Source organism: Allobaculum sp., from assembly GCF_047010065.1.
In the GTDB taxonomy this organism is placed as follows: domain Bacteria; phylum Bacillota_I; class Bacilli_A; order Erysipelotrichales; family Erysipelotrichaceae; genus Allobaculum; species Allobaculum fili.
In genome coordinates, this window is the sequence record NZ_JBKXLD010000022.1 from 1 (window position 1) to 24604 (window position 24604).

Here is a 24604-nt window from a genome sequence, read left to right on the forward strand (position 1 = left end):
GTATTGGGCTTGAGTACCGCTTCGGCACCGCCCATGATCAGGCCGTCTTTCGTATTGTCGGAGCATGGCCAGTTGATCCACATGAACGCCGGGCGTCCCATTCGTTCATAAAAAGGATCGTTGAACGAAGGTCCGACTTCGCCCCAGATCCGGCCGCCGGTCTGCACGATGGAAACCGAATCCGGCAGCTGCTTGAGCGTCTGCATTTCCGCGCTCGAGCCGTTGCCCATGTAATCCGCCGGGCAGAAAATCATGTCGGATTTCAGACCCGGATATTCGGACTGCTTAGTTTTGATCCATTCGGTCAGATCCGTCATGAGCGTGACGTAGTTTTGCGGATTGCCGCCAGGCACCGCGGCATCGTCTGCCAGAATTGCGAATTGTTTTACGCCGACCTGCATCAGCTGTTCGAATTTGTCCTCGATGATCTTCAGATCGCGCGCATAGTTATCTCCGAAATTCACGGCATTATGCATGAAGGGGTGCAGCGCGTAAATGTAGTAGCACTTGGATTTGTTGCCGGCTTCTGCAAGCTCTTTATGCTTCTGCAGCTCGTCTTCCGTATACAGTTCCCGCCATTTGGCGTTATGCTTCGGGTCATCTTTTGGCGCATAGAAGTAGCCGTTGAGCTTATAGTCGCCGCCAAATTTCATTAAATCGAGACGGTCTTCGTGGCTCCACGGGTTTCCGTAGTAGCCTTCAATGAAGCCGCGGGTTTTGACGTCGGCAAAATCTTCGATGCGCAGGCTGCGGACCTCACGGTTTTCCACCTGCGAGAAAATATGCTTCAGCGACGTCAGGCCGTAAAAGGCCGCATCGGTCGATACGCCCAGAATGGCAATCGTTCCCTCGCCGATTTCCAGCGCATAGCTGTCGGTCTTTTCAAACAGATCTTTGGCTGCAATCGTATGGGTTTCAAAATAATCCGCTGCGGGGGATTCCTCGCCCTGGATTCCGACGAGCAGATTGGTTTTGCCCTCTTCTGGCGTGTCGCCTTCGCTCAGGGTTACGTCCTGACCGAGCAGAGCGAATACCTCTTTGGCATGGTCTTTTGTGAACTGGTCAATTCCTGCCGAATACACGACATGGACATCCTTAGAAACCGTCGTCGCGCCTGTTCCGTACACAACAGACTGCGGCGTCGGATAAATTTTATATTCAGCGCTTGCGGCTCCCGTATCCGGTTCGGATGCGGCAGCGGGCAGGCTGAATGAAGGAATCAGCATTGCGGCGGCTAAAAAGCTGCTCGCAATTTTCCTGGAAGTTTTCCTCATTTTTCCTCCTTATGACACCATTCAAAATGGTGCAGCGGATTAAGCGTACCATTGAGAGCGTATTCACTCAAGCGCTTTCAAGGAATTCTTTCAGATCAAGGAATGATACTTTTTCACTCAGATCCTATCCGTGTCGGATAGGATCTTGCGCTGTTTCCAATATTTATTTTCTATTTATTTTCTATTTATTTTCTATTTATTTTCCTGTCTTTCTGTGCGAGTGCCGGAATTCTATGTACTGGGTTTCTATTCAGCGCGTTTTAAACCGCGTTCCGATCTCGTTCTGTCGTGCCCTCTCCTGCACAAAAAACGGCCCCGGATTTGGAAGCCATCCAGGCATCGTCCAAATCCGGGACCAGATTTATATTTCATCATTCCGTTTTCACAAAATCGAATCTGTGCGTTCGGGGTAAAACTTAGATTTCTTCGAGTGCAGAAGCCGAAGGGGTCTTTCGGGCTTCGAGCAGAACATCGTTCAGGCTCTTGGCTGCTGCATCGACCGCTTCCTGACTGCGCTTATTGCGGTAAGCCGCTTTTGCGCTGTCAAGTCCGGCCCCAAGGGCACTCTGGGACGCTTCGTTGAAATCACTCAGCGTGAGACCTTCGCCTTTATCGATTGCGGCTTTCAGCAGCGTCGTATCGATTTCTTCGAGGGATGCCTTGTAGGCGATGATTTCCGAAACGACTGGCTGTGTGCCTTCCGGCCAGCTGATCTTCACGGTCAGCACTTTATCGATATCGACTGCGAACTGGCTGAGCGAATGGTCGAGCGTTCCGAGGTCGTACCATTTCTTTTCGCCGTCTTTAACGCCAAGAACGGAGAAGGCAGCCTTGCTGGCGTCGCCTTTGGTGATGACGTTGAAGTGGTTCTTTTCGAGGCCTTCGGAGTAGTCGTATTCGATGAATCCGGCTGCATCGGTATCCGGTGTCCATGCGGTAGCAAGACTGCCGTCAACCAGGTTAGCTGGAATATAGTCTTCGCGCTGTGCGGAATCCGTACGGAATGCGGCGTTGTAAACCGGAACGTACGCGCCGTCATTAATTTCAATTTCATTGAAGCCAGCGAAGCGAACGTCGTTATCGGCAGTGAACTCAATCTTCACGTAGCGGGCATTCGTCGAAGTAATTTCGCCGGAAGCCATGACTTTGTTTGGATAGGTGGAAGACGCGGTAAAGAGTTCGGAGTTTACCGCATTGACTGTCAGCTCATTGGTATCGGGCTGACCATCACCGATTGTAAAGACTTCGGTCCAGTTTCCCTTATCGGCAGAAACAGAGACTTTGAAGTCGGTCAGGTAGTTGGTTGCGGAATCCTGCGTGTAAATCGTCACTTTGGAAACCGGACGGAGCTGTCCAAGATCGTAGATGATGTTCTGGCCCGCTTTCGGGTAGTCCGCAAAGAGGGTTGTCGTATCTACGTCGCCGTCAAAGGCTGCGCCGTTATTGCGGGTATCCTGATAGCCGTACTCGTCATCTTTGCCCATCGTCGAGGAATCCAGCTTGATCACCGCTTCGGTCTTGCATGTAACGGTCATTACATCGTCGATGGTGAAGGTTACCGGCTGGTCGGTATTGTTGATCAGACGGACATAGCGGCCAATCGGATCTTTGGCATCAAATGCCTGCCATTCGTAATCGTTGCGGCTTGTCTGAACGCTCAGACCTGCTGCATCAGTTCCTGGATCAATCGATTCCATCTCAACGATGCGTTCCAGATCCATACCGAGGTATTCGCCCGGCTGGAGCGTAATGCTGCCTTCCGCCTTCAGTTTGCTTTCGGCTGCGGTGAAGAAGACGCCGGCTTCAATGTCGGTGTTGGTCATCAGATGGCTGGCGTTGTACGGATCGCCAGCTTCGGTTTCTACAGTAAATTCAGAAAGCTGAACCCAATTTTCTACCGCTTCGAGGTTGCGCAGACGCACGTATTTTACCGATGCGTTCTGCAGGTCGAAGTTGTATTCATCGGCGCCTTTTGGCGTACTGGTGAACGTTTTGTGTTCGGTCCAGTTCGTTCCGTCTACAGACGTTTCGAGAACGAAGCTGGTCCATTTATCGGCGGAAGAGCCGTTGCCCATAATGATATGGACGTTGCGTGCGCGGACTTCTTCGCCGTATGTCCAGGTAAAGGTATCGCCGACAGCGGCTTTCTGGTTGGTCCACAGGTACGTGGAAGCATCGCCGTCATAGGCTTTCTCTTTCGTGTTCGTCTGATATGCGCCATTTCCTGCAGGGAGGGAGAAGGAGCCTTCTCCGGTTTCCCCGCTGTCGCCTCCGGCTTCTGGATTGAGGACAAAGTCACGGACGCCAAGCCAGATGTTCGGGTTACTGCCTGTGCACAGAACGCGCATGCCCAGAACGTTTTTCAGGCCAAGGCCAGTCTGGCTCATGTCGGTGGTACTGCTCGTTTCTTCTCCGATATCGATCCAGTTTACGCCATCCTGGGTGTACTGCAGTTTGGCGGACGGGAATGTATCGTTCAGGTTTCCGGACTGACCAAGAAGGATGCTGACAGAATCGACATCAATCGGGGTTGTGCGCATGACACCGATGTAATCGCCAGGTTCTACTTTGCTTGGGGTTTTGTAAATGATTTCCGTATTCGGATTGCCATCGGTGGCGTTGGCCATGGAGCCGGTCGGCGTATCGATACGATTGGTAATGATATGAACGCGGTCTGCACTCGGATCAACGAGCGGCAGAATCTGGTCAGACAGAAGCGTGTCCAGACGGTTCATGAACGGAGTGACGTATTTCGTTCCGGCTTTCGCATATTCCCAGTGATCGATGTACCAGAGTTTATGCGTTTCGGACTGGTCGCGGGCAGCCTGTGCTGCGGAGAACGAATCCCAGATTTCCGACAGCGGTGCGCCGCTTTCCAGCTTGTCGATGGTATCGAAGTAGCCAAGAATCGCATCGGTCGTATCTTCCCAGGCATCAATCCAGTACGTGATCTGGCCAAGGGTACGTTCGTTGCCGGTATATTCACGGTAATCCAGGGCGGCCTGGTGCAGTTTTTCGAATTCAGGACGGAGCGCTTTTACATCGTCGACGACGGTCGCGTCGCCGGCTGCCAGCTTATTGCCCAGAGCGCTCATGGCATCCTTGATTTCAACGGATTCTTCCGTGTTCACAGCTCTCGAATACTGCATGTGCTTGGACAGTTCACGATACGCGGCAGAACCGATGGTATCTGTGGAATCGCCATGGTCGATATAGTTAAAGGAATCGTGCCATACGGAATCGTATTTTTCTTCCGAAGTCCAGATGTTCCAGGCGTAGTCCGCATTGGTGAAGATCGCCTCTTTGGACGGTTCCGACTGCTGCATCGGGTTCAGAACGATACCGTTCACGGTTTCCGGATTCGTATTCGGTTTCAGGAAGGTCAGCGCGGCACCCATGATCAGGGAATCCTTGGTGTTGTCCGAGCAAGGCCAGTTGATCCACATGAACGCTGGACGCCCCATGTTGGAATAGAAACGGTTGTTAAAGGAAGGACCGACTTCACCCCAGACACGTCCTCCGGTTTCGATGATCGAAACGGAATCCGGCAGCTGCTTGAGCGTCTGCATCTGCTGGCTGCTGCCGTTGCCCATATAGTCGTTCGGACAGAAAATCATGTCGGTTTTCAGGCCCGGATATTCGGACTGCTTGGTTTTGAGCCAGTTGGTCAGATCGGTCATGAGCGTTACGTAGTTCTGCGGTTCGCCGCCTGGAACACCGGCATCGTCAGCCAGAATGGCGAACTGTTTTACGCCCACACCCATCATCTGTTCAAACTTGTCCTTGATGATCTTCAGATCGCTCTGGTAATTGGAACCGAAGCTGATCGCATTGGTCATAAAGGGATGAAGCGCGTAAATGTAATAGCATTTGGATTTGTTTCCCGCTTCCGCCAGCATGGCGTGGTTTTTCAGTTCTTCTTCGGTATACAGTTCACGCCATTTTGCATTGTGCTTGGGGTCGTCTTTCGGGGCGTAGAAATAGCCGTTGAGCTTATAGTCGCCGCCAAATGTCATCAGATCCGCACGGTCTTCAAAGGACCACGGGTTTCCGTAGTAGCCTTCGATAAATCCGCGGGTCTTAACGTCCGCGAAGTCTTCCATGCGCAGGTTTCGAACTTCCTTGTTTTCCACCTGTTTGAAGATGTGTTTCAGCGAAGTCAGGCCATAGAAGGCGGCATCGGTAGAAACGCCCAGAATGGCAATCGTTCCATCCTGAATTTCAAGCGCATAGCTATCGGTCTTGGAAAAGAGATCCTCAGCCGTAATGGTATGCGTGTCAAAGTAGGTTTTCGCCGGAGAATCCTCGCCCTGGATTCCGACCAGCAGGTTTGTTTTTCCCTCAACAGCAGCATCGCTCGTCGTGAGTTTTACATCCTCGCCAAGAAGCTTGAAAACATCTGCTGCATGATCTTTCGTGTACTGGTCAATGCCTGCAGAGTAGACAACGTTCACGTCATTGCTGATTGTCGTCGTTCCAGTTGCGTAAACAACGGAATGAGGCGTCGGGTAAATCTTGTACTCAGTGCTGGCGACTGGCTCTTCCTGCGGTTCAGCAGCTGCAGCCGGCAGACTGAATGAGGGGATCAGCATAGCAGCGGCTAAAAAGCTGCTTGCGATCTTTCTGGAAGCTTTCCTCATGTTTCCTCCTCTTTCCATCCATCACAGATGGTCTCATGATTTCAGGTTAGCATTGTGCACGCTTACACTCAAGAGCACCCCGCTTGTTTTTCCGCGATGAAGTGAGTGATTTGCGCATAAAACTGAAGGGAAATGATTATGAATTGATACTGCCTATCTATTTTTATATCTGCCTGCGATCTCTGTCCTGAGCGATCTTCATTCCTCTTCTTTCCGCGTTTTCCTAGATGGTCAGCAGGCAGCCCTGCACGGCAGCATGGGCCTGAAACCGGACCGGGCGCAGAACCCAGAACCCAATCCGAAGAACTTACGCCGGAAGAACACGAATATACCCATTCCCTGACGAACTCGAACATAACCATGTAACTCGAACATAACCATATAAAGAAAGGCGGCTGCAGATTTCGCTCTGCAGCCGGCCTTTTGAATTCTTTGGCAATTCGGTTTCCATTGTAAATCGGGAAGAATCCGACTGCCTTGATTTCCTGCTCGATCAGCCGGATTATTCAAGGTTCAGCAGATCTTTACTGGATTTCAGACGAAGAACAAGTTCTGCCGAAGCGAGTTCTCTGGCCATGCGGTCAATTTCCGACTGCGTGACCTCTTCTGCACTTCTGAGCGCTTTTGCGCGTCCAAAGGCTGCGGAGAATTCACTCTTGTCTTTGTCCTGATAGCTGGCCAGCTTCGTATTGACGTTCTGGCCTTTGGCAATGGCCTGATTCAGAAGCGTCCAGTTCAGTTCCACAACCGGTTCTTCTTCGGCCCACTAGGCGTACAGGGTCAGGCTCTGCTCCGGTTTGCCTGCGCAAAATCGAATTTGTTCGTGCAGCTTTCCTCTGTAAACCAGCCTTCAGACGTGTAGCCGGTGGGAACCGGATCGCTCAGCTTCGTGATGGAAGATGCACAAAGGCAGAGAACATCTTCCGATTCTTCCTCGATCTGCGCATCGAAGGTGATGCGGACGGTCAGCGTTGCCGATTGGCTGTCGCTCGAACCGTTTTCTTCGCTGCCCACTGCGGTAACGGTAATTGTCCAATCGCCTTCTTTGGTCAGAGCCGTCGCAAACTCGGTTTACGTTCCGGCCATGCCGCCCTGCGTCCAGTCGATTCCATCCGGATCCGTCAGCGTCACGCCATACCCGCTGACTTTTCCTTCACCCGCTTCTACTGCATCCCAGCGGAATGTTCCGCTCAGTACGCCGGTTTCACTACGGGATGTGCTAACTCTGAGTTTAGCCGGGGCATCCAGGGCTGTGAGGATCCGCGTACACCTGGCGTAAATCACGGTATCGGTTTCTGGTTTTGCCGTTTCGAAGTTAAAGGCGTTTTTGCCTTCGGAATCCGTAAACCAGCCCTCAAACGTATAGCCTTCACGAACCGGATTGGCCGGTTTTGCGATGGAAGAACCGGACAGATCGCCCCTCTCCTGGCCGGACGCAAATAAATAAGCAAAAAATAAAAATAAATGCATAAAAAAACAGGAGCCACAGAGTTTTATTGCAGCTCCTGAAAGGAAATCAAATTAAGCGGAAGAATCGTCAGTCGGTTTAGACAGTAACGATTTTCATCATGTTGGTCGATCCGCTTCCAACTGGATAGCCGGCTACAACGATGATGTTGTCTCCGTGATGCAGACCGTTTTTCAGAGCGATGTTGCGAGCGAGCTGAACGTCGTTCTGCTGGGTGTTCTGCACGTCGGTAACGACAGGCTGTACACCGAAGACAGGAAGCAGAGAGCGCTGAACTTTTTCATCGAAAGTTACCGCAATGATCGGTGCTTCCGGACGGAATTTCGCCAGACGTTTAGCGGTCAGGCCGGACTGTGTGAAGGCAATGATGGCCTTGATGTCCATGGCCAGAGCGGTTTCCGCAGCGGAAATGGCGATGGAGTCGCTCATGTTGCGCTTGGAAGAAGCAATACCATCAGCCAGACGTTTCTTGTAGTCAATCATCGGTTCGATGGCATTGGCAATTTTTGTGAATGTATGAACGGCTTCTGCTGGATAGCTTCCTGCAGCTGTTTCAGCGGAAGTCATAACCGCATCGGTGCCATCCATGATCGCATTGGCAACGTCACTGGCTTCTGCACGAGTCGGACGCGGGTTGCCCTGCATGGATTCGAGCATGTGGGTAGCGGTGATAACCGGCTTGCCGGCATCGTTTGCCATTTTGATCATCTGTTTCTGGTAGATTGGTACGTATTCGAGTGATACGTTCACGCCGAGGTCACCGCGGGCAACCATGATGCCGTCGGCTACTTCCAGAATGTCAGGCAGGTTGTCGAAACCTTCCTGGTTTTCGATTTTCGCAATGATCTGAATATCATCCTTGCCTTCGGAAATGAGAACATCCCGAACCGCAAGAACGTCTTCTTTACGACGTACAAAGCTCAGAGCTACGTAGTCGATATCGTTTTTCGCACCAAAGCGCAGATCCGCTTCATCTTTCTTGGAAAGGAAAGGCATGGAAAGAATGATTCCTGGCAGGTTGCAGCCCTTCTTAGACTTCAGGAAGTGGGGGTTGGCTACAATTCCTTTGAATTCCTTGCCTGGAGTAACTTCCGTAATATCCACGCGCATTTTACCGTCATCCATCAGGATGAAGTCGCCGGGTTTTACATCGTTAAAAACTTCCGGTACGCTGATCGCAAATCTTTCGCGGTTGCCGAGCAGTTCCGCATCGTTGACGATGGTCACTACGTCGCCTTTTTCAAACTGGACGCCGCCGTCTTCAAATTTGCCAAGACGAATTTCCGGGCCCTTGGTATCGAGCATGATACCAATCGGTTTTTTCATTTCCTTGGAAACCTGGCGGATGCGCTCGATCCGTGCTCCATGTTCCTCATAATCGCCGTGAGAGAAGTTCAGACGGCAGATGTTCATACCTTCTTCGACCAGCTTTGCGATCATTTCAGGGTTTTCGCTGGCTGGGCCGATCGTACATACAACTTTTGTTTTTTTATCCATACATACACCTCTAGAGTTGAATCCGTTGAGATTTTAAACCATTCCCCTCGCAATTGCACGAATGATCTCTCTATCCGAGACGTTCGAACAGGTTGGTGAGCGGTTTTTTCGATTCAGACGGCATAACAAGTGCTTTTTCGATCGGGAAAGACGTGATCTTGTTATTCCGGATAGCGACACACTGTCCGCCGATGCCCTGCATCAGCAAGTCCACGGCCTTCTCGCCCATTTGGCTGGCGAGCATACGGTCAAACGGGCAGGGCGAGCCGCCGCGCTGGATGTGACCAAGAACGGTAGCCCGGCCGGAGAAGCCGGTATTGAGCGTAACTTTTTTCGCAAACTGGTGAACATCGGTAATTTTTTCCGAAATGATGATGATCGCGTGCTTTTTCTTTTTAATCTGATCGAGATCGCGCAGACGATCGAGAATATCCTGCTCATCAAAACCGCTTTCGCTGGTAACAACGATTTCCGCTCCGCAGGCGATACCTGCCCACAGGGCGAGGTCGCCGCAGCGGTTTCCCATGACTTCTACAATGGAGCAGCGGTGATGCGAGTTGGATGTATCCCGCAGTTTATCGACTGCATCGACAATTGTTTCGAGAGCTGTCATGAATCCGATCGTAAAATCCGTACATGTAATATCATTATCAATCGTTCCCGGCAGACCAATGCAGTTAATGCCCATGTGAGTCAGTTCAAGTGCGCCTCGGTAAGAACCGTCACCGCCAATAACAACTACAGCGTTAATGCCGCGGCGTTCAAGCTGCTTGATGGCTTTTTTACGGACTTCCACATCCTTGAATTCCGGCAGACGGGCAGACCCGAGAACGGTTCCGCCCCGGGTAAGAATTTCGCTGACGGATTCGGAAGTGAGCGGCTCGATATAGCCTTCAACCATTCCTTTATATCCGTTGAAAATTCCATAGACTTCCAGTCCGGCATTGATGCCTACACGAGTGATGGCACGTACCGCTGCGTTCATTCCGGGGGAATCGCCGCCGGAAGTAAGAATGCCAATTCGTTTAATCATCTTATCCTCCCTCATCCGCAACTGATTTTTTGTTTAAACGGTGCCTCGCAGTGCCGCTCGATGATAAACCTTCCCTTTCGCTTAATAAGGAATGGCGGGCAATGGAAGCGCTGGGCAGAATTCGTCCTCCGTTCTACGGATGAATCTGTATCAATTTTAACATAGTCAGGCACAAGCAGGATTTGTGCCTTGCACGGTTTGGCTTAGAGCTTTGCGTTTTCAATATCCTTTAAAACCGTCTCGCTGTCGGTTTCCGGCTTGACCTTCTCATAGGCTTTGAGAATGATGCCGTTTTCATCGATCAGGTACGTTGTCCGTACGGTACCGAGAACCTTTTTCCCATACATGGTCTTTTCCTTTACGACATCGTATTCATGGAGAACCTTTCGTTCCGGATCGGCGAGCAGCAGAAACGGAAGCTCATATTTGGCTTTGAAGTTGGCGTGGGAGCGGATCGTATCCTTGGAAATGCCGATGACGACCGCGCCTTCCTTTTCAAAGTCTTCAAAATGGTCCCGGTAACTGCAGGCCTGTTTTGTACAGCCAGACGTATTGTCTTTCGGATAAAAATACAGAACGACTTTCTTTCCTCTATAGCAAGAGAGCGTGTGCAGATTTCCATCCTGATCCGGCAGCGTGAAATCCGGAGCCGGTGTTCCTGGAGTAAGCATGATTTAAATTCCCTTCTGCGCTTTGCGCGCTTCCCCCTATTGTACCTGTAAACCGTTTTCATGCATCGGAAGAATGCAAAATTTGTATCCGTTTTCCAGACCTGCTGCCGGCCTCTTTGCATTCTTTTCTGCCGATCCGTACCAGAGGCCCGCTTCCCCATATATCTTCCCCATATATGGATATACAGGGATATGGTTTCAGGGATCTGTGCCGTGAGAAAATTTTGCGTCTCACTTTGCCCTTCCTATGTATCTTTTGTTTGTATCTTTTGTTTCTTTCTGTGGGCCTCCTATCTATGTCCCTTCCTGTCTATGTTCCTTCCTATGCGCATCTCCCGTTCCCCGCCCAGCAAAAAAGCAGCCCGAAAGCTGCTTTTCTGATTTCTGATAATGGGTAAAGCGAAAAGAGAAGACTACTGCAGATCCGCGAACGTTTTCAGACGTTCAGCTTCTTTTTCCTGAAGGCCGGTGAACATCTTGGCCATGTCTTTTACATTGTTGGTTTCCAGCAGTTTGATGTAGTCATTGCGCATCTCGAGAGGGATGACAATCGGGGTCTGGTTGTTAGCGATCAGCATAGAGTTGATCAGAATGCGGCCGGTTCGTCCGTTTCCATCCGAGAACGGATGAATGTTCTCAAACGAAATGTGCATGTCCGCTACGTCTTCCATCGTAAATCCGTTTTTAACGAGGTCATTATATTTGGCAATGAAACGGTTCAGGAAGGATTCGATTTCTTCAGGTCCTGGGAATACCTTGGTCGATCCGGATACGATAGCCGGATCTTCACGATAGGCTCCGCCGAACATGATGTTTTCGTTGATCGTATCGTTGACGGACATCAGATATTCGGCCGTCAGCGGTTCGCCGGCGTTCAGACGCTTTAGCATCTGCATCATGGCACGCTTGTGGTTGATCGCCTGATGAATCTCCTTGGCATTGGCGTTGATGGCGCAATGGTTGGAGTCAAAGGTCAGCGCGTAGGTTTCATTACGCGTCAGGGTACTGCCCTCAAGAGCGTTCGAGTTGTAGACAACCCGGGTGATGAAATCTTCGAGGTAACTCTGGTTATTGTTAAGTACTTCAATAATTTCCATTTTGTTTCTCTCCTTGCTGGGTCACAAATCATTATAGAGGATTTTATGGATGCCGTTTCAATTTTTTGCCCGCTGGAGAGCGGATATTATGCATATCGTCATTTTATTTCATCTGATTCGGATTTATATTCCGTCTTATATTAATGGGATATTTATCCTCATAGAACGAATGTGCCCCAGAGCAGCCTGAATCTGGGCAAATCGCAAGAAAATCATCGGACATATCCGCAAAAGGAATGCGGCTTTTGAGTGTCAAAAATTAAAAAAGCCTTAATTCGTATAAAGATAATGTTAAGGCTAAGAAAGAATATAAAGATTCATGAGTGCCGTTTCACGCAACGAATGTACAATTTTGATTAATTTTTATCTTCATAAAAAAAACAAATTGTACAAATTATCCGCTCTGCGTTTAAACCGAGAAAGGGCAAGACTAGCTCTATTTGCCACTTTTCTCATCAATTTAACGCTTTCGCCACAATATTAAGAACTCAAATGTACCTCAATGAAAGCGCGTTCAAATTAGTTATTATTGATTCCCCCTTTATTTAAAGGACGATTGCTGCAAATAAAGTTTTCGGATTTTCTTTCTAAAAAAGGTTGCATCTTTACTCGGGTAAGACATAAAATAAAGATGCAATTAAGAAATGCATTCCTTCAGGAAATGCAAATCTAAGACACTGACCTATCAAGAAAAAAGGAAACAATTATGTTTCGGAGGAAAAATAATATGAAAGATGCCGTATTGTTCTACACGTCGCCTGGATGCGCAAGCTGCCGCAAGGCAAAAAGATGGCTCGAAGATAACCACATTAATTTTGTTGAAAAGAATATCTTCTCCAACCTGCTTTCTGAAGCTGAGATCAAATATCTGCTTTCCCGTTGCGAAAACGGTACAGAAGACATTATCTCGACACGTTCAAAAGCGTATCTCACACTGAAGGAAGAAATCGATGAAATGTCACTGACCCAGCTCACTCGTTTTATCCAGAGAAACCCGTCGGTTCTGAAACGACCGATCATGTTATCCGAAAAGAATATGGTCGTTGGCTACGATGATGACGAAATCACAGCCATGATCCCGGTTAGCCGTCGTAAAGAAGAGCTTCGCCGGATCGAACGTTCCATCTTGGAATCCACACTCGAACTTCGTACGTTTTAACTTAGACTTGTAATTCACGGATCTATCCTCACCCATGAACTTCAAAGGGCGGCCTTCGCAAATCAAAGCAAAAGCCGCCTTTTTCTTTTGCCAAAAAAGCCAGGGCATGCCCTGGACTTTATATTTCGGAATTTCATCATCGACAGGCAGGCGGTTTTTAAAGAATAACGCGTAACTATACGTCATCCTATGTCACGTCATTCTGTGCCGCCCGGATTGTCTCTTTGTCAGTTTTCTTACTTTCCGTTTTCCTGCTTATTTGGTTTTTGGATCGAAGCACGTCACCGCTCCGAAGAAGCTTTTTGTTCCATCTGGCTGAACAATCATGCCGCCTTTTTCGTCGATCGCATAAACCGGACGGTGGCGTTCGCTCAGTGCCCGCTGAATATGCCGGAGCTGATGGGGCGTGTTCTGAAAATGCACTTCCACATCGAAGTCCGTGAGATAGCCGAGTCCGTTTTTCCAGCAGAACTGCGGATAATCTTCATCCGGGGTAATGTGGTATTCCCCAAGCTGGATCATGGCGCCGGCGGAATAGCCGATCACCAGACCCTGATAGCGCCGAAGCAGGCCGGAAAGCTTCTTTTCCCGAATGCGCCGATACATCAGATCCGGCGCGCCGCCAGTCAGAAGAAGCACACTGGAATTAAGAATGGCTTCTTTCATCTGCGGGATGGAGTCGGTGAAGTAATTGACCCAGTGAATCTGTTTTTCTTTCAGGCCGTAGGCGAAAAACACATCCGTATTCGAGCGGTACCAGATGCCCTGGCCCTTCTTGTACTGACGGTTCCAATCCTCAAGCGTTTTCGTATCGTCAAAAAAGCTGAATGCCAGAACGCAAACTTCGTCATTCGGGGCAAGGAGCGGCTTCAAAGCCGGTCGAACCCATTTTTCATCAATCATCGACGTGTTCATCAGTACGCAGGTCCGCTCAATTGAAGCCGCAGGCCGTATGGAAAACGCGTGCGGATGGCGAAGCGGCGTGTCTTTCACACTCGTCCAGGTCCGCACAAGATCCGTTTTGCCTTCCACGGGATTTTTGAGATTTTGTCTGTCCACTACAATTTCCAGATCTTCCGGCTCTGGTCTGGACCAGAGCGCATCTGCTCCATTGGGCATGCAGAAAACCAGTCCACAAAGATCCTTTTCTTCCATCGTCTGCGTCTCGTTCCACTTTTTGAGCAGAGCGGGTGTCATTCTCGATACCAGTTTCATTTCCGTTTTCTCTCCTGCAGCTGCGTCTGTACATCCTGCCGGCAATCCCGCACAACCGCGCGTAATATTCACCTTATCGTGCGCCGGATTCCCCGTTTTGTTTCGCGGTAAATCTTCCCGCCGTTTTTAAGTGTCGCCTGCAAAGCGACCGGTCAGCCTGCCAGCTTTAGCAGGATTCGCTCGTCCCATTCAGACTGAGTGGACAGCTCCTGAATTTTAACAAATCCGGAGCGAACGCTCGACTCAACGCGGACAGGATAGGGAGAAGATACGGCAGAAACGGTTAGAACGTACCGTTCAAAAGCATTTAATGAAGCACCTTCTCTACCGAAACCGCAGCCCCAAGAATTTGAAACTTCGGATTGAAGAAATCTTCGTAATCCGGATTATCCGCCCGCAGCATCGTCACGCCGTCTTTCTGAATCAGGCGGCGCACGACGATGGCGCCATTCACATCCGCTAGAACCAGATCGCCGCTCTGCGCAGCGGAGGTCTTGTCCAATTTCACAGTATCGCCGGCATCGATTTTATTCATGACATTATCCCTGGCTGTCCAGGTAAAGGACTGGCCGTTGAGATCATTCATGTCGGATTTGCTGAGAAGGTAATCGCGGGTGGTATGCAGAGCTTTTTCCCACGCCTCAATGTTGTTGAGCGGGAAATTGTTCTCGCCGCGTTCAATGCGGCTGATCGCAGCTTTGCTGGTGTAGCCCAGACGCTCCGCCAGTTCGCTTTGCGTAAGACTAATTTCTTTTCTTCTGCGCTTAATACGTTCTCCCTCGTTGTCATATGCGATTCTCCTAACCTTTGAATGATCTGTTTTTCAGAAAGACTGAGCAGCAGATGCCTGCACCTGGAAATGCGGGATTCACTTGCCGGCATTCTCAGTCCGATTCAGGAAGCGCAAATCAAAAATCATCGCTGGTACAGGGCGGAAGGATCCGCGAAGACGGGTAAAATTTCCATTTTGAAAGTTCTCCACGTTCTCCAGTGCTCTGTCCGCATTTCTTTTTCATTTTTTCATCCATTTTCTCGGGCGCATCCTGAAAGCCCGGATTCTGCCTTTTCGGATTCGGGTGTTTGGGAATCCTCAATCTTCTGAATTTCTTATCCTTCATCTTTGGACTTCAAGTCTGAAGAAAGCGAGGTAAAAACCGATGTACCATGAATCGAATCCCGATTTGACTGAAGATCGCTCCTGCAAAAGCAAATCACGTACCCGATCCAGAATCAAAAGAGCTCTGGAAGATCTTCTCTACTGTTCCCTGCTTCTTTCCGCTCCCCAATTCCTTGTGGATCTGGTCAGTTCACTAATCGCCCTGCTGCTGTAAGCGAGCGGGTAAATCGACACACCGCCTTTGGAATGGATTCGAATGTCTTTTCTGCACATGGTAACCAAAATTCATGCACAGCACGCATTACTATCTGATTAAGGCGATATCCAGCCTCATCGTGATTGTCCTTATTGGAGTCTTCCTGCACTGGTATATTTCCAAAAAGAAGAAAGACGTAAATCCCGAAATCATCATCAAATGTTTGTATGCCGCTGGATTTATGCTATGACTTCCATTGCGCCTGCCGCGACCAGGGCATTTACGAGAATGACGCCATTGCTCAGGAGATGGAAAAATTCATTCCGCAGCACGATTCAGAGAGCGCTGCCTAGCCAGCGCTTTTTTGTCTGTCCAAGGAGGTGCAATTTCTGATGCAAGCGACAAGCGGTCTGATCTTCCTGTTTTGCAGACACAGTATCTCATTTCTGTTTCAGAAAATTCAGAAACCTGCTTTATATTTAAATATGGTATATATCCATCAAACTTGAACAGGTCGTATTCCTCGTGCCTTAACAAGAAAAGTGGCCTGATGTATTCACCCGGAAGAGCAGGGTTCCGATAACTATGACAGGGAGGCCCCCCTTCCGACCAAAGTGGAACAGTTTTCAATTGATAAAAACTAAAATTGGAGAGTATATCTCAAAGACTTCAAATGAAGATACAGATACTGTTGTGATAAATTTTTCCAAGACAGGAGCACATCTAGTTCCGGGGAGACCATCAAATGAGTTTAGAAGACGTAATGAACAGAGTAAAAATGAAAACAGATAAGCCCATTTCGGTGGTTTGTACAGATAGCCCGCCGGTTAACGGCATATTCATTCAGATTTTAGATAAAGATGATTTTGACAATTATGATGATGCTTTGCTTATTGAAGGGATAGATGGCAACCTAATCGAAATACCAATTCAATCTGTTTCAGCGATTTATTAAGATCCCTGACCGACTCTTTTCTTTTTCCGGAAAGGAATAATCGGCCACCTGGTCGACAGATCAGAAGACGATGTTCTGTCGGCACTGCATACGACCAAGAAAAAATCGCACACAAATCGCACATAACAAAAAAAAAGGCCCTTTAGGCGCTTTACCTAAAGGGTTATTTCCATATGGTGGAGCGTAGGGGGATCGAACCCCTGACCTCATGGCTGCCAGCCATGCGCTCTCCCAGCTGAGCTAACACCCCATATTTAATGAAGACGGATAGACTTGCACTATCTCTGCAGAGGACTTGCATCACTGTGGTCTTCATTTGGTGGAGATGGCGAGAGTCGAACTCGCGTCTAAGCAATGTCCCACGAATCAGTGTTTACAGCTTAGTCTGTCATTTGACCATCAGACTTGGACAGACACAATTTCTGATGGGGTGACTGTTGGATTTTCGTCCGGCGAAGCCAGTCGCTTCGTCAGCTTATCTTCTTTACGCCATCTGTTCAGACGATAAGAAAGCGAACTGATCTGAACAGGCTGCGATCACGCGTAGTGAATAAATTAAGCAGCGAAGGCCATGGCACCAGTGTTGGTGCGGCCGAAGTTAAATGTGTTAGCGTTTATTTTGAATGATTTTAACGGAATCACCCGGCTGTGACTGAGTCCAAACAATTACTCATCGAATGCCAGAAACATCCCCGGCATGTCGTCCTCGATTAAATATTCTAGCAAAATTCAAACTGTATGCAAGCAAAAGATTTTCGATTTCAATTTTTTTAAGCGGCGGCCGGTTTTGACCGTTTTCCAGGCGGTACAGATCCAGAGCGGTAAAGCGCGATCAGGACCAGCTGCCTTTGAGCGCCTTGCGAATATCGCGTTCCGCATCGCGCTTTTTGGCGGTTTCCCGCTTGTCATGAATGTTCTTGCCTCGGGCCAGCGCAATTTCCAGTTTGGCCAGACCATGGGAAATATACATGGACAGTGGAACCAGAGTCAGCCCTTTCAGGCGGACTGCCTGATCGAGTTTCAGAATTTCGTTTTTGTGAAGCAGCAGACGGCGGTCCCGGGTTTCATCATGGTTGAAGCGGTTGCCAAATTCATACGGGGAAATGTGCATATCCTTCACCGTGGCCTGTCCATTGCGAATGGAAATATAGGAGTCCTTCAGCTGCACTTTTCCTTTTCGTACGCTTTTGATTTCGGTTCCCTTGAGTTCAATGCCTGCCTCGTAAGTTTCGAGAATTTCATACTCATGCCGGGCGCTCCGGTTGTAGGCGATGACTTTTTTTCCGTTGTTAGCTTGCGACATGGTATTCCTCCGTATTCTTGATGCCGTTTCCTGCATGGCTTCTGGAATTGTTTCGAACTCCTCTCTTTCGAGATTTGCAGGAGAAGCACTTTAATCGATCTTTCAGCAGGAGCGGATCGGGCTCGTTTTTCAGTATAGCAGGATTCCCTCACGCTTTTATGGGCGGGTGAAATCTTCCGCTTTTCCAAAAATCCAGGTAAAGAAAAAAGAAACAGAGAAACCGCGCGGATCTCTCTGTTTTTCTATGATCAGTTCGTCGATGATTGTACTTGCTCGAGATTATTAATTGTCGTGATTCTCGCAAGGGACATAAACCAGTTCAATATCGTAACCAAGAGCCTCCATCATCTGAATAAAGGTCTTGTTCAGAAGGCCCTCTTTCTTCTTGATGATGCGATTAACGTACTGGGAAGTAGTTCCAATTTTGGTGCCGAGACGTTCCTGGGTATATCCCCCTTCGAGAATTTTAACTTTAATGTCCACTTCGATGTTGTTCTTGACCATAAAGATACCCTTCTATTTCTTCTACGTTCTTTATACTACCTGTAACGATTGAAAAATCAACATTCCCTGATTTGTAAACCTCAAATCGTTAGAATTTCTTGCCGCATGAGGCGTTTTTTTTCGAATATTCCTGTATGCATATCCGCTTCGCCTGACATATGCAATCGTTTCAGATATAGCTATAACCTCTTATTGTTGATTTTAACAAGCTTATAGGGAATCCGACAACAATTTTAGCCATCGATTCCATACAAAAATGTCAAGTGCAAAAAGACAAACATCTGATCAGAATTCTTAACTTTTTTCATCTCAGAATCCAGCTTTTTGCCTTTCAAATCCCGGTTGAAGGAGCCGTCCGGTCCCATCGCATTCAGATCATTTCTGATGCTTTGCGGGCACTTTTTTCAATGATTTTTCGCCTCGGTTATCCCCTGGAAAAATGCTTCATTTTCCCGTTTTCCGACTGACCGGTTCTTCGTAAAGGCAGCCGGTCCGTTACGGAACAAAAAGTTTTCAGCAGGAAAAAGGCCGGAGTTATCCGGCCAGATAATTATTCAGTTTTGGGTATGCCTGGGGACTACTTTTTGAGTTTGTCTTCTGCTTTTTTCACGTCGGCTTTTACATCTTTGTTGAAAGCTTCGACTTTTTCTTTCGCATCGGCTGTGTCTTTTTTTACGTCAGCTTTTGCTTTGTCAGCAGCGTCTTCGACTTTGTCCTTGACGTCGTCATAGCCTTTTTTCACATCGCTGGCAAATTCTTCTGCACCGGCTTTGACTTTTTCGTTGAAGGCTTTGGTATCGGCTTTTGCCTTGGCATCATCCTTGGCAAGATCTGCCTTGCATTCAGCTTCTTTGGCTTCGGTCTCTTTTTTTACGTCTGCGGCTTTTTCCTTGGCTTTTTCCTTGTCGCTTTCGAAGTCAGCTTTCAGCTTTTCCGCTTCCTTTTCTACAGAGTCGGACATTTTGTCCCAGCCCTCTTTCACATCTTTTCCCAGATCTTTAAAGAAATCACTCATGATTCAGACCTCCTTGATTGACTTCATTATATCGAGCCCTGTCATGGGCCCTTTTGGATATGCCCGTCTTTACGCCTTGTACACTTTTGCCTTCGGCTGGGTGGTGATAATAATTTCGTTTCGTCCGATGACGCCCGGTTCATGGTTTGGAACGTAGCCGGCGCCTTTAAAATCCGCAAACGTCTTCGGTTCCGCCAGCATCAGCTTCGACTTAGCTTCGATCGGATGGGCGAAGCGAACTAACGGCTGGCCGGCCTGTACATCCTGACCGGGATGAACGAGAATCGTCGCATCCTTTTCAAAGGAAACAGTGCCGACGCATACTTTAATCGCCAGCGTATTCACGGGACTGGTCTTGATCACAATCGTATTTTGCGGCAGATCGATTGATTCAATCACACCGTCCGCTGGCGCACAGATCGACTGATCTTTCACTGCCATGACAGCCAGCGTCCGCATTTCCTGGTCTTTCTGCGAAATTTCCTTCTCGTCAAACGGAAGGGCGAGCAGACTGCCGTCTGCCCAGGCAAACAGATCATGGTAGGAATCCAGTTCCGCATTTTCTGCAGCGGCATCGGCTTCAAAAGATTCTTTGGCATGATCCCATACGTCCTTGATTTCTTCGCCGCCCTTTTCGACATCTTCTTTTAAATGATTCAGAAAATCACTCATCGCTATCCACTCACTTTCTGCAGGCTCCAACAAATTTCTGTCGATCAGAAGGTCGGCCGCACTCTTGAGCGCCCTGGGCCCGAGATCTTGCCCTAATTTGAAAGCATTGATCCGTTCCATCTGGCTTCTGCTCGAAAAAGAGACCTGCTGTGCATTCATTATAGAAATGCTCCCCAGAGGCCAGGCTGCCTTATGCCCGAAGGCCCTGCAGATCCAGAGCGTCCATGCGAAAAGCCGGTCTGGACAGGCTCGAATCCAGACCGGCTTTTCGCATCGTTTTAAGTTTTCAATTTTTCGAACGAATTCTTTCGAGAGAAGCGTTTTTGAGCGAGCTCTTCGGGCTTTCCTCTTTTTTCTTGTTTTTCCTGTTCGTTTTCTTACTCGTCTAGTATTCTTACTCGTTTTCTTATTTTTTCGCGGCGTAAAGTTTTGCGGTTTCTTCCCGCTTTTCTTCGAGCTCCATCCAACGCTCTTCAAGCTGTTCATTGGTCTGGCTAAGGGCTTCGCGTTCATCGCTCAGCTCGGCCACTTTTTTATAATCCGTTTCCGACTCGAGAAGATGATCGATTTCTTCAATGCGAGCCGTATTGGCTTCCAGTTTCTGTGGAATTTCTTCCAGCTCCCGTTTCTCTTTGGAGGAAAAGGAAATCTTCTTTTCCTTTGGACGGGCAGAAATGGCTGCACTGGCCGGTCTGGCTTTGTCCTGGCGGCGTTCTTCTTCCTTGAACACCTGCAGATCGGAATAGCCTCCGCTAATACGCAGGAAGGTCCCGTCGCTTTGCAGTTCAAACAGCTCGGTCGCGGTACGGTCGATGAAGAAACGGTCGTGAGAAACGAACAGCACTATGCCGGGGAAATTATCGAGATAGTCTTCGAGAACTTCCAGCGTTTCGATATCCAGATCGTTTCCCGGCTCGTCGAGCAGCAGGACGTTCGGCGCTTTCATCAGCACGCGAACGAGTTCGAGACGGCGCCGTTCGCCGCCTGAAAGCCGGTTTAACGGAAGATACTGCCTGGTCTTATCAAACAGGAATCGTTCGAGCATAGCCGAAGCGCTCTGTTCGCCGTCGAGGGTAACGACTGCCTTGGCTTCTTTTTCGATATAGTCCAGAACACGAAGGTTTCCATCCGCCGGATCGGGGATCTGTCGGAAATAGCCGATTTTTACTGTGGAGCCAAAATTAAAGGCGCCGGTGAGCGGCGTCAGATCGCCGTCGACCAGATTGAGGAACGTCGATTTTCCGCAGCCGTTCGGTCCGACGAGCGCGATGCGGTCCGTTCTTTTGCAGTGGTAGGAAAAGTCATGAAACAGAATTTTCTCAGGCGTATAGCCAAAGGAAAGGTTCTGCCATTCGAGCGTCTTCTTGCCCAGGCGTTCGCTGGGAAAGCGCAGTTCCATCGTCTTGTTCTGCCGGCTGGTTCGCTGCGCGCGCAGTTCTTCAAACCGGTCGAGACGGGACTTCTGCTTTGTGGAACGCGCCTGCACGCCAGCCCGTACCCATTCGAGTTCGTGACGGTACAGGTTTTCCCGTTTGGCGGCTCTTGCCTGTTCATCCGCTTCCCGTTTTTCTCTGGCTTCCAGGTATTCGGCGTAGGAGCCGGGATGACTGTACAGATGACCGTCGGTCAGCTCCAGAATTCGGGTGCATGCCTGTTCCAGAAAGCGGCGATCATGCGTAACGGTAATGACAGTCGCCTTCGTTTTGGAAAGCCAGTTTTCCAGCCATTCAATCATTTCAATATCAAGATGATTGGTCGGTTCATCCAGAAGAAGCAGATCCGCCCGGTCCGCCAGCGTCAGGGCAAGCGAAAGACGGCGCTTCTGGCCGCCGGAAAGCGGTTCGATCGGCGCGTCAAAATCGTCCAGCTTGAGACGCGTCAGAATGGCCTTGAGTTCATAGTCATCGCGCGGATCGCTCAGCGCGTCGTTGGCCGCTTTCATCTCCTGCCAGATCGTCTTTTGCGTAAAGACGGGATTCTGTTCCAGAATGTGGGTTTTCATTCCGGACTTGCGGATGATTTTGCCCGCTGTGGTCTGGGGATCCGCCAGGATTTTGAGCAGAGAGGATTTCCCTGCACCATTGCGGCCCACCAGTCCGATTTTTTCCGAAACTTCGGCGTCCATCGATTCATCGTCGAGAATCGGTGAACGGCCGTCTCCATAGTCCAAATGCAGATGGGATGCCGATATCAGCATATAATCGCTCCTCTCCTTACGGCCATGCGGCCTTTTTCATTTTCTGCTCATTTTTTTGCGTAGACGATAAATTTTCTATTCTTTCATCCGCTCTCCTGTCCGTCAGTCCGGAAAGCGAATTCATACAAATTGGATCCCTTTTTGTTCGAAAAGCGAAAGGAATGGCTTGCACACGGGAAAATCCATCTGTATAGTTAGTCAGCGCAAACCGTTAATCCACGCTAACTTTCTGACTCTCCCCCGCCTTTTGAAAACAGACCGGGTCAGCGCGGCAGCATGGATTGCGACCTTTTTCATTTGGAGACGGAATGTCCGTCTTTATGCAAGGAGCATCAGAAAGGAGCCCTTTATGCTGAACAAACGTCTTCTGAAAGCCTTCCCGGATACGTTTCCTTATATTAGCAGAAACATTTTCTTTCAGTGGATTTCCCTGCTGGCTTCGAGCCTTTCCACGATCGCGCTGTGCGTATGCGCAGCCTCCATTTTCGGGACGCCTTCCCTTTCCGTATGGAATACCGCTTTACTCGTTCTTGCCTGTCTGATTGTGCGCCAGATGGCTTTAAAAATGGCCTCCCGTGCTTCGTTCCAGGCCGCGGCCCTTGTTCGCCGGCAGCTGCGCGAACGTCTTTTTGACAAGCTCAGCCAGCTTGGCAGCAGCTATCGCAACCGATGGAGTACCTCGGAAATTTCCCAGCTGACCAGCGAAGGCGTTGAACAGCTCGAAGTCTGGTTTGGCCAGTATTTGCCGCAGTTCTTTTACGCTCTGCTCGCTCCGCTCACGCTGTTTCTGATCGTCGGATTTCTTTACTGGCCGGCAGCCCTTGTGCTGTTTGTCTGCGTTCCGCTTATTCCTGTTTCCATCATCGCCGTACAGAAATTTGCCAAAAAACTGCTTTCCCGCTACTGGGATCAGTACACGGGGCTGTCGGATGACTTCCTGGAAAACCTGCAGGGACTTACCACCCTCAAGCTTTACGGAACGGATGGCCTCTATCACGAAAAGATGAACCGTCAGGCGGAAAACTTCCGCCGCATTACCATGCGCGTTCTCATCATGCAACTCAACTCGATTTCCGTCATGGACCTTGTTGCCTACGGCGGAAGCGCGCTGGGCATGGGTATGGCGCTTTACGGCTGCCTGCACGGACAGATCGGTGCCTCCACAATGCTTTCGATCATCCTGCTTTCCGCGGAATTTTTTCTGCCGATGCGTACGCTGGGCAGTTATTTCCATATTTCCATGAATGGATCCGCGGCAGCCGATAAAATGTTCGCAATTCTCGACACTCCCGTTCAGGACGGCAGCGAGGAACTTTGTCTGGACTCGGCTTTTCCGGCTCTGGATATCGAAGCCAGAGATCTGTCCTTCACGTATCCAGAGGCGACAAAGCCAGCGCTCGAACATGTATCCTTTTCGCTTCAGGGAAACGGTCTGTATGGCATCGCAGGCGAATCCGGTTCGGGAAAAAGCACTCTGGCTTCCCTGCTTTATGGACGCCTGCGTTTTGACGATGGAACGCTGACGCTCAACGATCAGCCGCTGGAAAGTCTGTCGAGAAAAAGTCTGGCTCGTCACATCGGCGTTCTGAACAGCCAGCCGGTCCTCTTTGCGGGAACCGTCCGCGAAAACCTGTACGGATCAAGAGAAATCGATGATCCAACCCTGATCGAGATTCTCAGAAAAACGCTGATCTGGCCGCTCATCCAGAAGCGGGGCGGCCTGGATTTTGTCCTGGAGGAAGGCGGATCCAACCTATCCGGCGGACAGAAACAGCGGCTGGCGTTCGCCCGGCTTCTCTCCAGCGAACCCTCCGCGCTTCTGCTCGATGAAGCAACTTCTTCCATTGATGCTGCCAGCGAAGCCATTCTCGTTCATTTAATCGAGGAATTTTCCAAAGAGCATCCCGTCTTCTTTATTACCCATCGCCTTTCCAACGTGAAACGCGCGAAGCAGATTCTCGTTTTCGCCCATGGAAAACTCGTTGAACAGGGACGATTCGAAGATCTGAAAGAAGCCGGGGGCGAATTCGAACGCATTTATTCTGCCCAGCAGAAACTGGAACAGTACGTGAAAGGAGAAAGTCTGTATGAACGCGAAGAAAACGAATAAGAATCTCTCCACCTTTGGCGTACTGCGCAGTCTGCTCAAGCTGGTGCACGGCATGGAATGCTGGATGATTCTGGCCATTCTGGCCGGAACCGCCGGATTCGTGTGTGCTGCCGGAATCGGGATGATGGCCGTCCTGGCCGCATTCTCCCATATACCTGGCTCCATTTCGATCTCCTTCGGGACAGCCTGCCTTTGCATGGGACTGTTCGCCGTTTTGCGCGGCGTCCTTCACTATGGCGAGCAGGCGTGCAACCACTACATTGCCTTTCGTCTTCTGGCCACGATTCGCGATAAAGTTTTCGGTCAGCTGCGCCGGCTCGGTCCAGCCCGGCTGGACGGGCGTAAAAAGGGCGATCTGATCGCTCTGATCACTTCGGATGTGGAACTTCTGGAAGTGTTTTATGCCCACACGATTTCTCCGTTCTGCAGTAAGCGTCAAATAAAAGACGGGTATTTTCTCGACCGCCTCCTTGGGATAATT

The 24604-nt window shown here is 49.5% G+C and carries 21 protein-coding genes, 1 tRNA gene and 1 other RNA gene; 5 read left to right on the forward strand and 18 right to left on the reverse strand.

Going from position 1 to position 24604, the window contains the following annotated elements:
* The 9 genes from ACLUYS_RS03375 to ACLUYS_RS03415 all read right to left on the reverse strand — a co-directional run.
* The coding region (locus ACLUYS_RS03375) for a beta-N-acetylglucosaminidase domain-containing protein (protein ID WP_412659084.1) at positions 1 to 1274 on the reverse strand (1274 nt) is incomplete at its 3' end.
* A 416-nt stretch (positions 1275 to 1690) separates the two neighbouring features.
* A complete protein-coding gene (locus ACLUYS_RS03380) occupies positions 1691 to 5914 on the reverse strand; it encodes a beta-N-acetylglucosaminidase domain-containing protein (RefSeq protein WP_412659085.1) in 4224 nt (1407 codons plus the stop codon).
* Between the two features lie 502 nt (positions 5915 to 6416).
* Positions 6417 to 6659, reverse strand: a complete 243-nt coding sequence (locus tag ACLUYS_RS03385) for a hypothetical protein (RefSeq protein WP_230267197.1) — start codon at positions 6657 to 6659, stop codon at positions 6417 to 6419.
* Between the two features lie 35 nt (positions 6660 to 6694).
* Positions 6695 to 6928: an InlB B-repeat-containing protein gene (locus tag ACLUYS_RS03390; RefSeq protein WP_412659086.1), complete on the reverse strand. Its 234-nt coding sequence runs from the start codon at positions 6926 to 6928 to the stop codon at positions 6695 to 6697.
* Positions 6929 to 6985: 57 nt separating this feature from the next.
* Positions 6986 to 7384 carry an InlB B-repeat-containing protein gene (locus ACLUYS_RS03395; RefSeq protein ID WP_230267195.1) on the reverse strand — a complete coding sequence of 133 codons (399 nt, stop codon included), beginning with the start codon at positions 7382 to 7384 and terminating at the stop codon, positions 6986 to 6988.
* A 76-nt stretch (positions 7385 to 7460) separates the two neighbouring features.
* Complete coding sequence (gene pyk / locus ACLUYS_RS03400; RefSeq protein ID WP_230267194.1) at positions 7461 to 8879, reverse strand: pyruvate kinase; 1419 nt, start codon at positions 8877 to 8879, stop codon at positions 7461 to 7463.
* Between the two features lie 70 nt (positions 8880 to 8949).
* Positions 8950 to 9912 (reverse strand): 6-phosphofructokinase, encoded by a 963-nt coding sequence (gene pfkA / locus ACLUYS_RS03405; protein ID WP_230267193.1) that lies wholly within the window; start codon positions 9910 to 9912, stop codon positions 8950 to 8952.
* A gap of 203 nt (positions 9913 to 10115) precedes the next feature.
* Positions 10116 to 10583: a peroxiredoxin gene (locus ACLUYS_RS03410; RefSeq protein WP_230267192.1), complete on the reverse strand. Its 468-nt coding sequence runs from the start codon at positions 10581 to 10583 to the stop codon at positions 10116 to 10118.
* Between the two features lie 413 nt (positions 10584 to 10996).
* Positions 10997 to 11680, reverse strand: coding sequence for a Fic family protein (locus ACLUYS_RS03415; RefSeq protein ID WP_412659087.1), 684 nt, complete (start codon positions 11678 to 11680; stop codon positions 10997 to 10999).
* 727 nt (positions 11681 to 12407) lie between these two features.
* Here ACLUYS_RS03415 and spx point away from each other — a divergent pair.
* Positions 12408 to 12839 carry a transcriptional regulator Spx gene (spx, locus tag ACLUYS_RS03420; protein WP_230267190.1) on the forward strand — a complete coding sequence of 144 codons (432 nt, stop codon included), beginning with the start codon at positions 12408 to 12410 and terminating at the stop codon, positions 12837 to 12839.
* Positions 12840 to 13094: 255 nt separating this feature from the next.
* On the opposite strand, the gene ACLUYS_RS03425 is transcribed toward spx, so the two are convergent.
* Complete coding sequence (locus ACLUYS_RS03425; protein WP_412659088.1) at positions 13095 to 14054, reverse strand: Type 1 glutamine amidotransferase-like domain-containing protein; 960 nt, start codon at positions 14052 to 14054, stop codon at positions 13095 to 13097.
* Between the two features lie 307 nt (positions 14055 to 14361).
* Positions 14362 to 14850, reverse strand: a complete 489-nt coding sequence (locus ACLUYS_RS03430; protein ID WP_412659094.1) for a helix-turn-helix domain-containing protein — start codon at positions 14848 to 14850, stop codon at positions 14362 to 14364.
* 744 nt (positions 14851 to 15594) lie between these two features.
* Here ACLUYS_RS03430 and ACLUYS_RS03435 point away from each other — a divergent pair.
* Both ACLUYS_RS03435 and ACLUYS_RS03440 read left to right on the forward strand, forming a co-directional pair.
* Positions 15595 to 15720: a hypothetical protein gene (locus ACLUYS_RS03435; RefSeq protein ID WP_255658196.1), complete on the forward strand. Its 126-nt coding sequence runs from the start codon at positions 15595 to 15597 to the stop codon at positions 15718 to 15720.
* A gap of 392 nt (positions 15721 to 16112) precedes the next feature.
* Positions 16113 to 16322: a hypothetical protein gene (locus ACLUYS_RS03440; RefSeq protein ID WP_230267187.1), complete on the forward strand. Its 210-nt coding sequence runs from the start codon at positions 16113 to 16115 to the stop codon at positions 16320 to 16322.
* A 174-nt stretch (positions 16323 to 16496) separates the two neighbouring features.
* Here ACLUYS_RS03440 and ACLUYS_RS03445 read toward each other — a convergent pair.
* The 7 genes from ACLUYS_RS03445 to ACLUYS_RS03475 form a co-directional block, all read right to left on the reverse strand.
* Positions 16497 to 16572: transfer RNA gene (locus ACLUYS_RS03445), tRNA-Ala, on the reverse strand.
* A 67-nt stretch (positions 16573 to 16639) separates the two neighbouring features.
* Positions 16640 to 17016: a transfer-messenger RNA gene (ssrA, locus tag ACLUYS_RS03450) on the reverse strand.
* 138 nt (positions 17017 to 17154) lie between these two features.
* Positions 17155 to 17625, reverse strand: coding sequence for an SsrA-binding protein SmpB (gene smpB / locus ACLUYS_RS03455; protein ID WP_230267186.1), 471 nt, complete (start codon positions 17623 to 17625; stop codon positions 17155 to 17157).
* Between the two features lie 282 nt (positions 17626 to 17907).
* Positions 17908 to 18129 (reverse strand): helix-turn-helix domain-containing protein, encoded by a 222-nt coding sequence (locus ACLUYS_RS03460; protein WP_230267185.1) that lies wholly within the window; start codon positions 18127 to 18129, stop codon positions 17908 to 17910.
* Between the two features lie 577 nt (positions 18130 to 18706).
* On the reverse strand, positions 18707 to 19144 hold the full coding sequence (locus ACLUYS_RS03465; RefSeq protein ID WP_412659089.1) for a hypothetical protein: 438 nt from the start codon (positions 19142 to 19144) through the stop codon (positions 18707 to 18709).
* Between the two features lie 69 nt (positions 19145 to 19213).
* Entirely contained in the window at positions 19214 to 19816 is a 603-nt protein-coding gene (locus tag ACLUYS_RS03470) for a PTS glucose transporter subunit IIA (protein WP_288339059.1), read from the reverse strand.
* Between the two features lie 406 nt (positions 19817 to 20222).
* Complete coding sequence (locus ACLUYS_RS03475) at positions 20223 to 22013, reverse strand: ABC-F family ATP-binding cassette domain-containing protein (RefSeq protein ID WP_288339060.1); 1791 nt, start codon at positions 22011 to 22013, stop codon at positions 20223 to 20225.
* Between the two features lie 349 nt (positions 22014 to 22362).
* Here ACLUYS_RS03475 and ACLUYS_RS03480 point away from each other — a divergent pair, with 349 nt between their 5' ends.
* Both ACLUYS_RS03480 and ACLUYS_RS03485 read left to right on the forward strand, forming a co-directional pair.
* Positions 22363 to 24123 carry an ABC transporter ATP-binding protein/permease gene (locus ACLUYS_RS03480; protein WP_412659090.1) on the forward strand — a complete coding sequence of 587 codons (1761 nt, stop codon included), beginning with the start codon at positions 22363 to 22365 and terminating at the stop codon, positions 24121 to 24123.
* Positions 24101 to 24604: ABC transporter transmembrane domain-containing protein (locus ACLUYS_RS03485; protein WP_412659092.1), on the forward strand; the 504-nt coding region annotated here is incomplete at its 3' end. The genes ACLUYS_RS03480 and ACLUYS_RS03485, both read left to right, overlap by 23 nt.

What these genes read in the sequence shown, in the direction of transcription:
- pfkA (WP_230267193.1), bottom strand. Translation starts at nt 9,912, where the DNA reads ATGATTAAACGAATTGGCATTCTTACTTCCGGCGGCGATTCCCCCGGA.
- ACLUYS_RS03465 (WP_412659089.1), bottom strand. Translation starts at nt 19,144, where the DNA reads ATGAGTGATTTCTTTAAAGATCTGGGAAAAGATGTGAAAGAGGGCTGG.
- ACLUYS_RS03415 (WP_412659087.1), bottom strand. Translation starts at nt 11,680, where the DNA reads ATGGAAATTATTGAAGTACTTAACAATAACCAGAGTTACCTCGAAGAT.
- pyk (WP_230267194.1), bottom strand. Translation starts at nt 8,879, where the DNA reads ATGGATAAAAAAACAAAAGTTGTATGTACGATCGGCCCAGCCAGCGAA.
- ACLUYS_RS03380 (WP_412659085.1), bottom strand. Translation starts at nt 5,914, where the DNA reads ATGAGGAAAGCTTCCAGAAAGATCGCAAGCAGCTTTTTAGCCGCTGCT.
- ACLUYS_RS03440 (WP_230267187.1), top strand. Translation starts at nt 16,113, where the DNA reads ATGAGTTTAGAAGACGTAATGAACAGAGTAAAAATGAAAACAGATAAG.
- ACLUYS_RS03460 (WP_230267185.1), bottom strand. Translation starts at nt 18,129, where the DNA reads ATGGTCAAGAACAACATCGAAGTGGACATTAAAGTTAAAATTCTCGAA.
- ACLUYS_RS03470 (WP_288339059.1), bottom strand. Translation starts at nt 19,816, where the DNA reads ATGAGTGATTTTCTGAATCATTTAAAAGAAGATGTCGAAAAGGGCGGC.
- ACLUYS_RS03395 (WP_230267195.1), bottom strand. Translation starts at nt 7,384, where the DNA reads ATGCATTTATTTTTATTTTTTGCTTATTTATTTGCGTCCGGCCAGGAG.
- ACLUYS_RS03475 (WP_288339060.1), bottom strand. Translation starts at nt 22,013, where the DNA reads ATGCTGATATCGGCATCCCATCTGCATTTGGACTATGGAGACGGCCGT.
- ACLUYS_RS03480 (WP_412659090.1), top strand. Translation starts at nt 22,363, where the DNA reads ATGCTGAACAAACGTCTTCTGAAAGCCTTCCCGGATACGTTTCCTTAT.
- ACLUYS_RS03435 (WP_255658196.1), top strand. Translation starts at nt 15,595, where the DNA reads ATGCCGCTGGATTTATGCTATGACTTCCATTGCGCCTGCCGCGACCAG.
- ACLUYS_RS03425 (WP_412659088.1), bottom strand. Translation starts at nt 14,054, where the DNA reads ATGAAACTGGTATCGAGAATGACACCCGCTCTGCTCAAAAAGTGGAAC.
- spx (WP_230267190.1), top strand. Translation starts at nt 12,408, where the DNA reads ATGAAAGATGCCGTATTGTTCTACACGTCGCCTGGATGCGCAAGCTGC.
- smpB (WP_230267186.1), bottom strand. Translation starts at nt 17,625, where the DNA reads ATGTCGCAAGCTAACAACGGAAAAAAAGTCATCGCCTACAACCGGAGC.
- ACLUYS_RS03410 (WP_230267192.1), bottom strand. Translation starts at nt 10,583, where the DNA reads ATGCTTACTCCAGGAACACCGGCTCCGGATTTCACGCTGCCGGATCAG.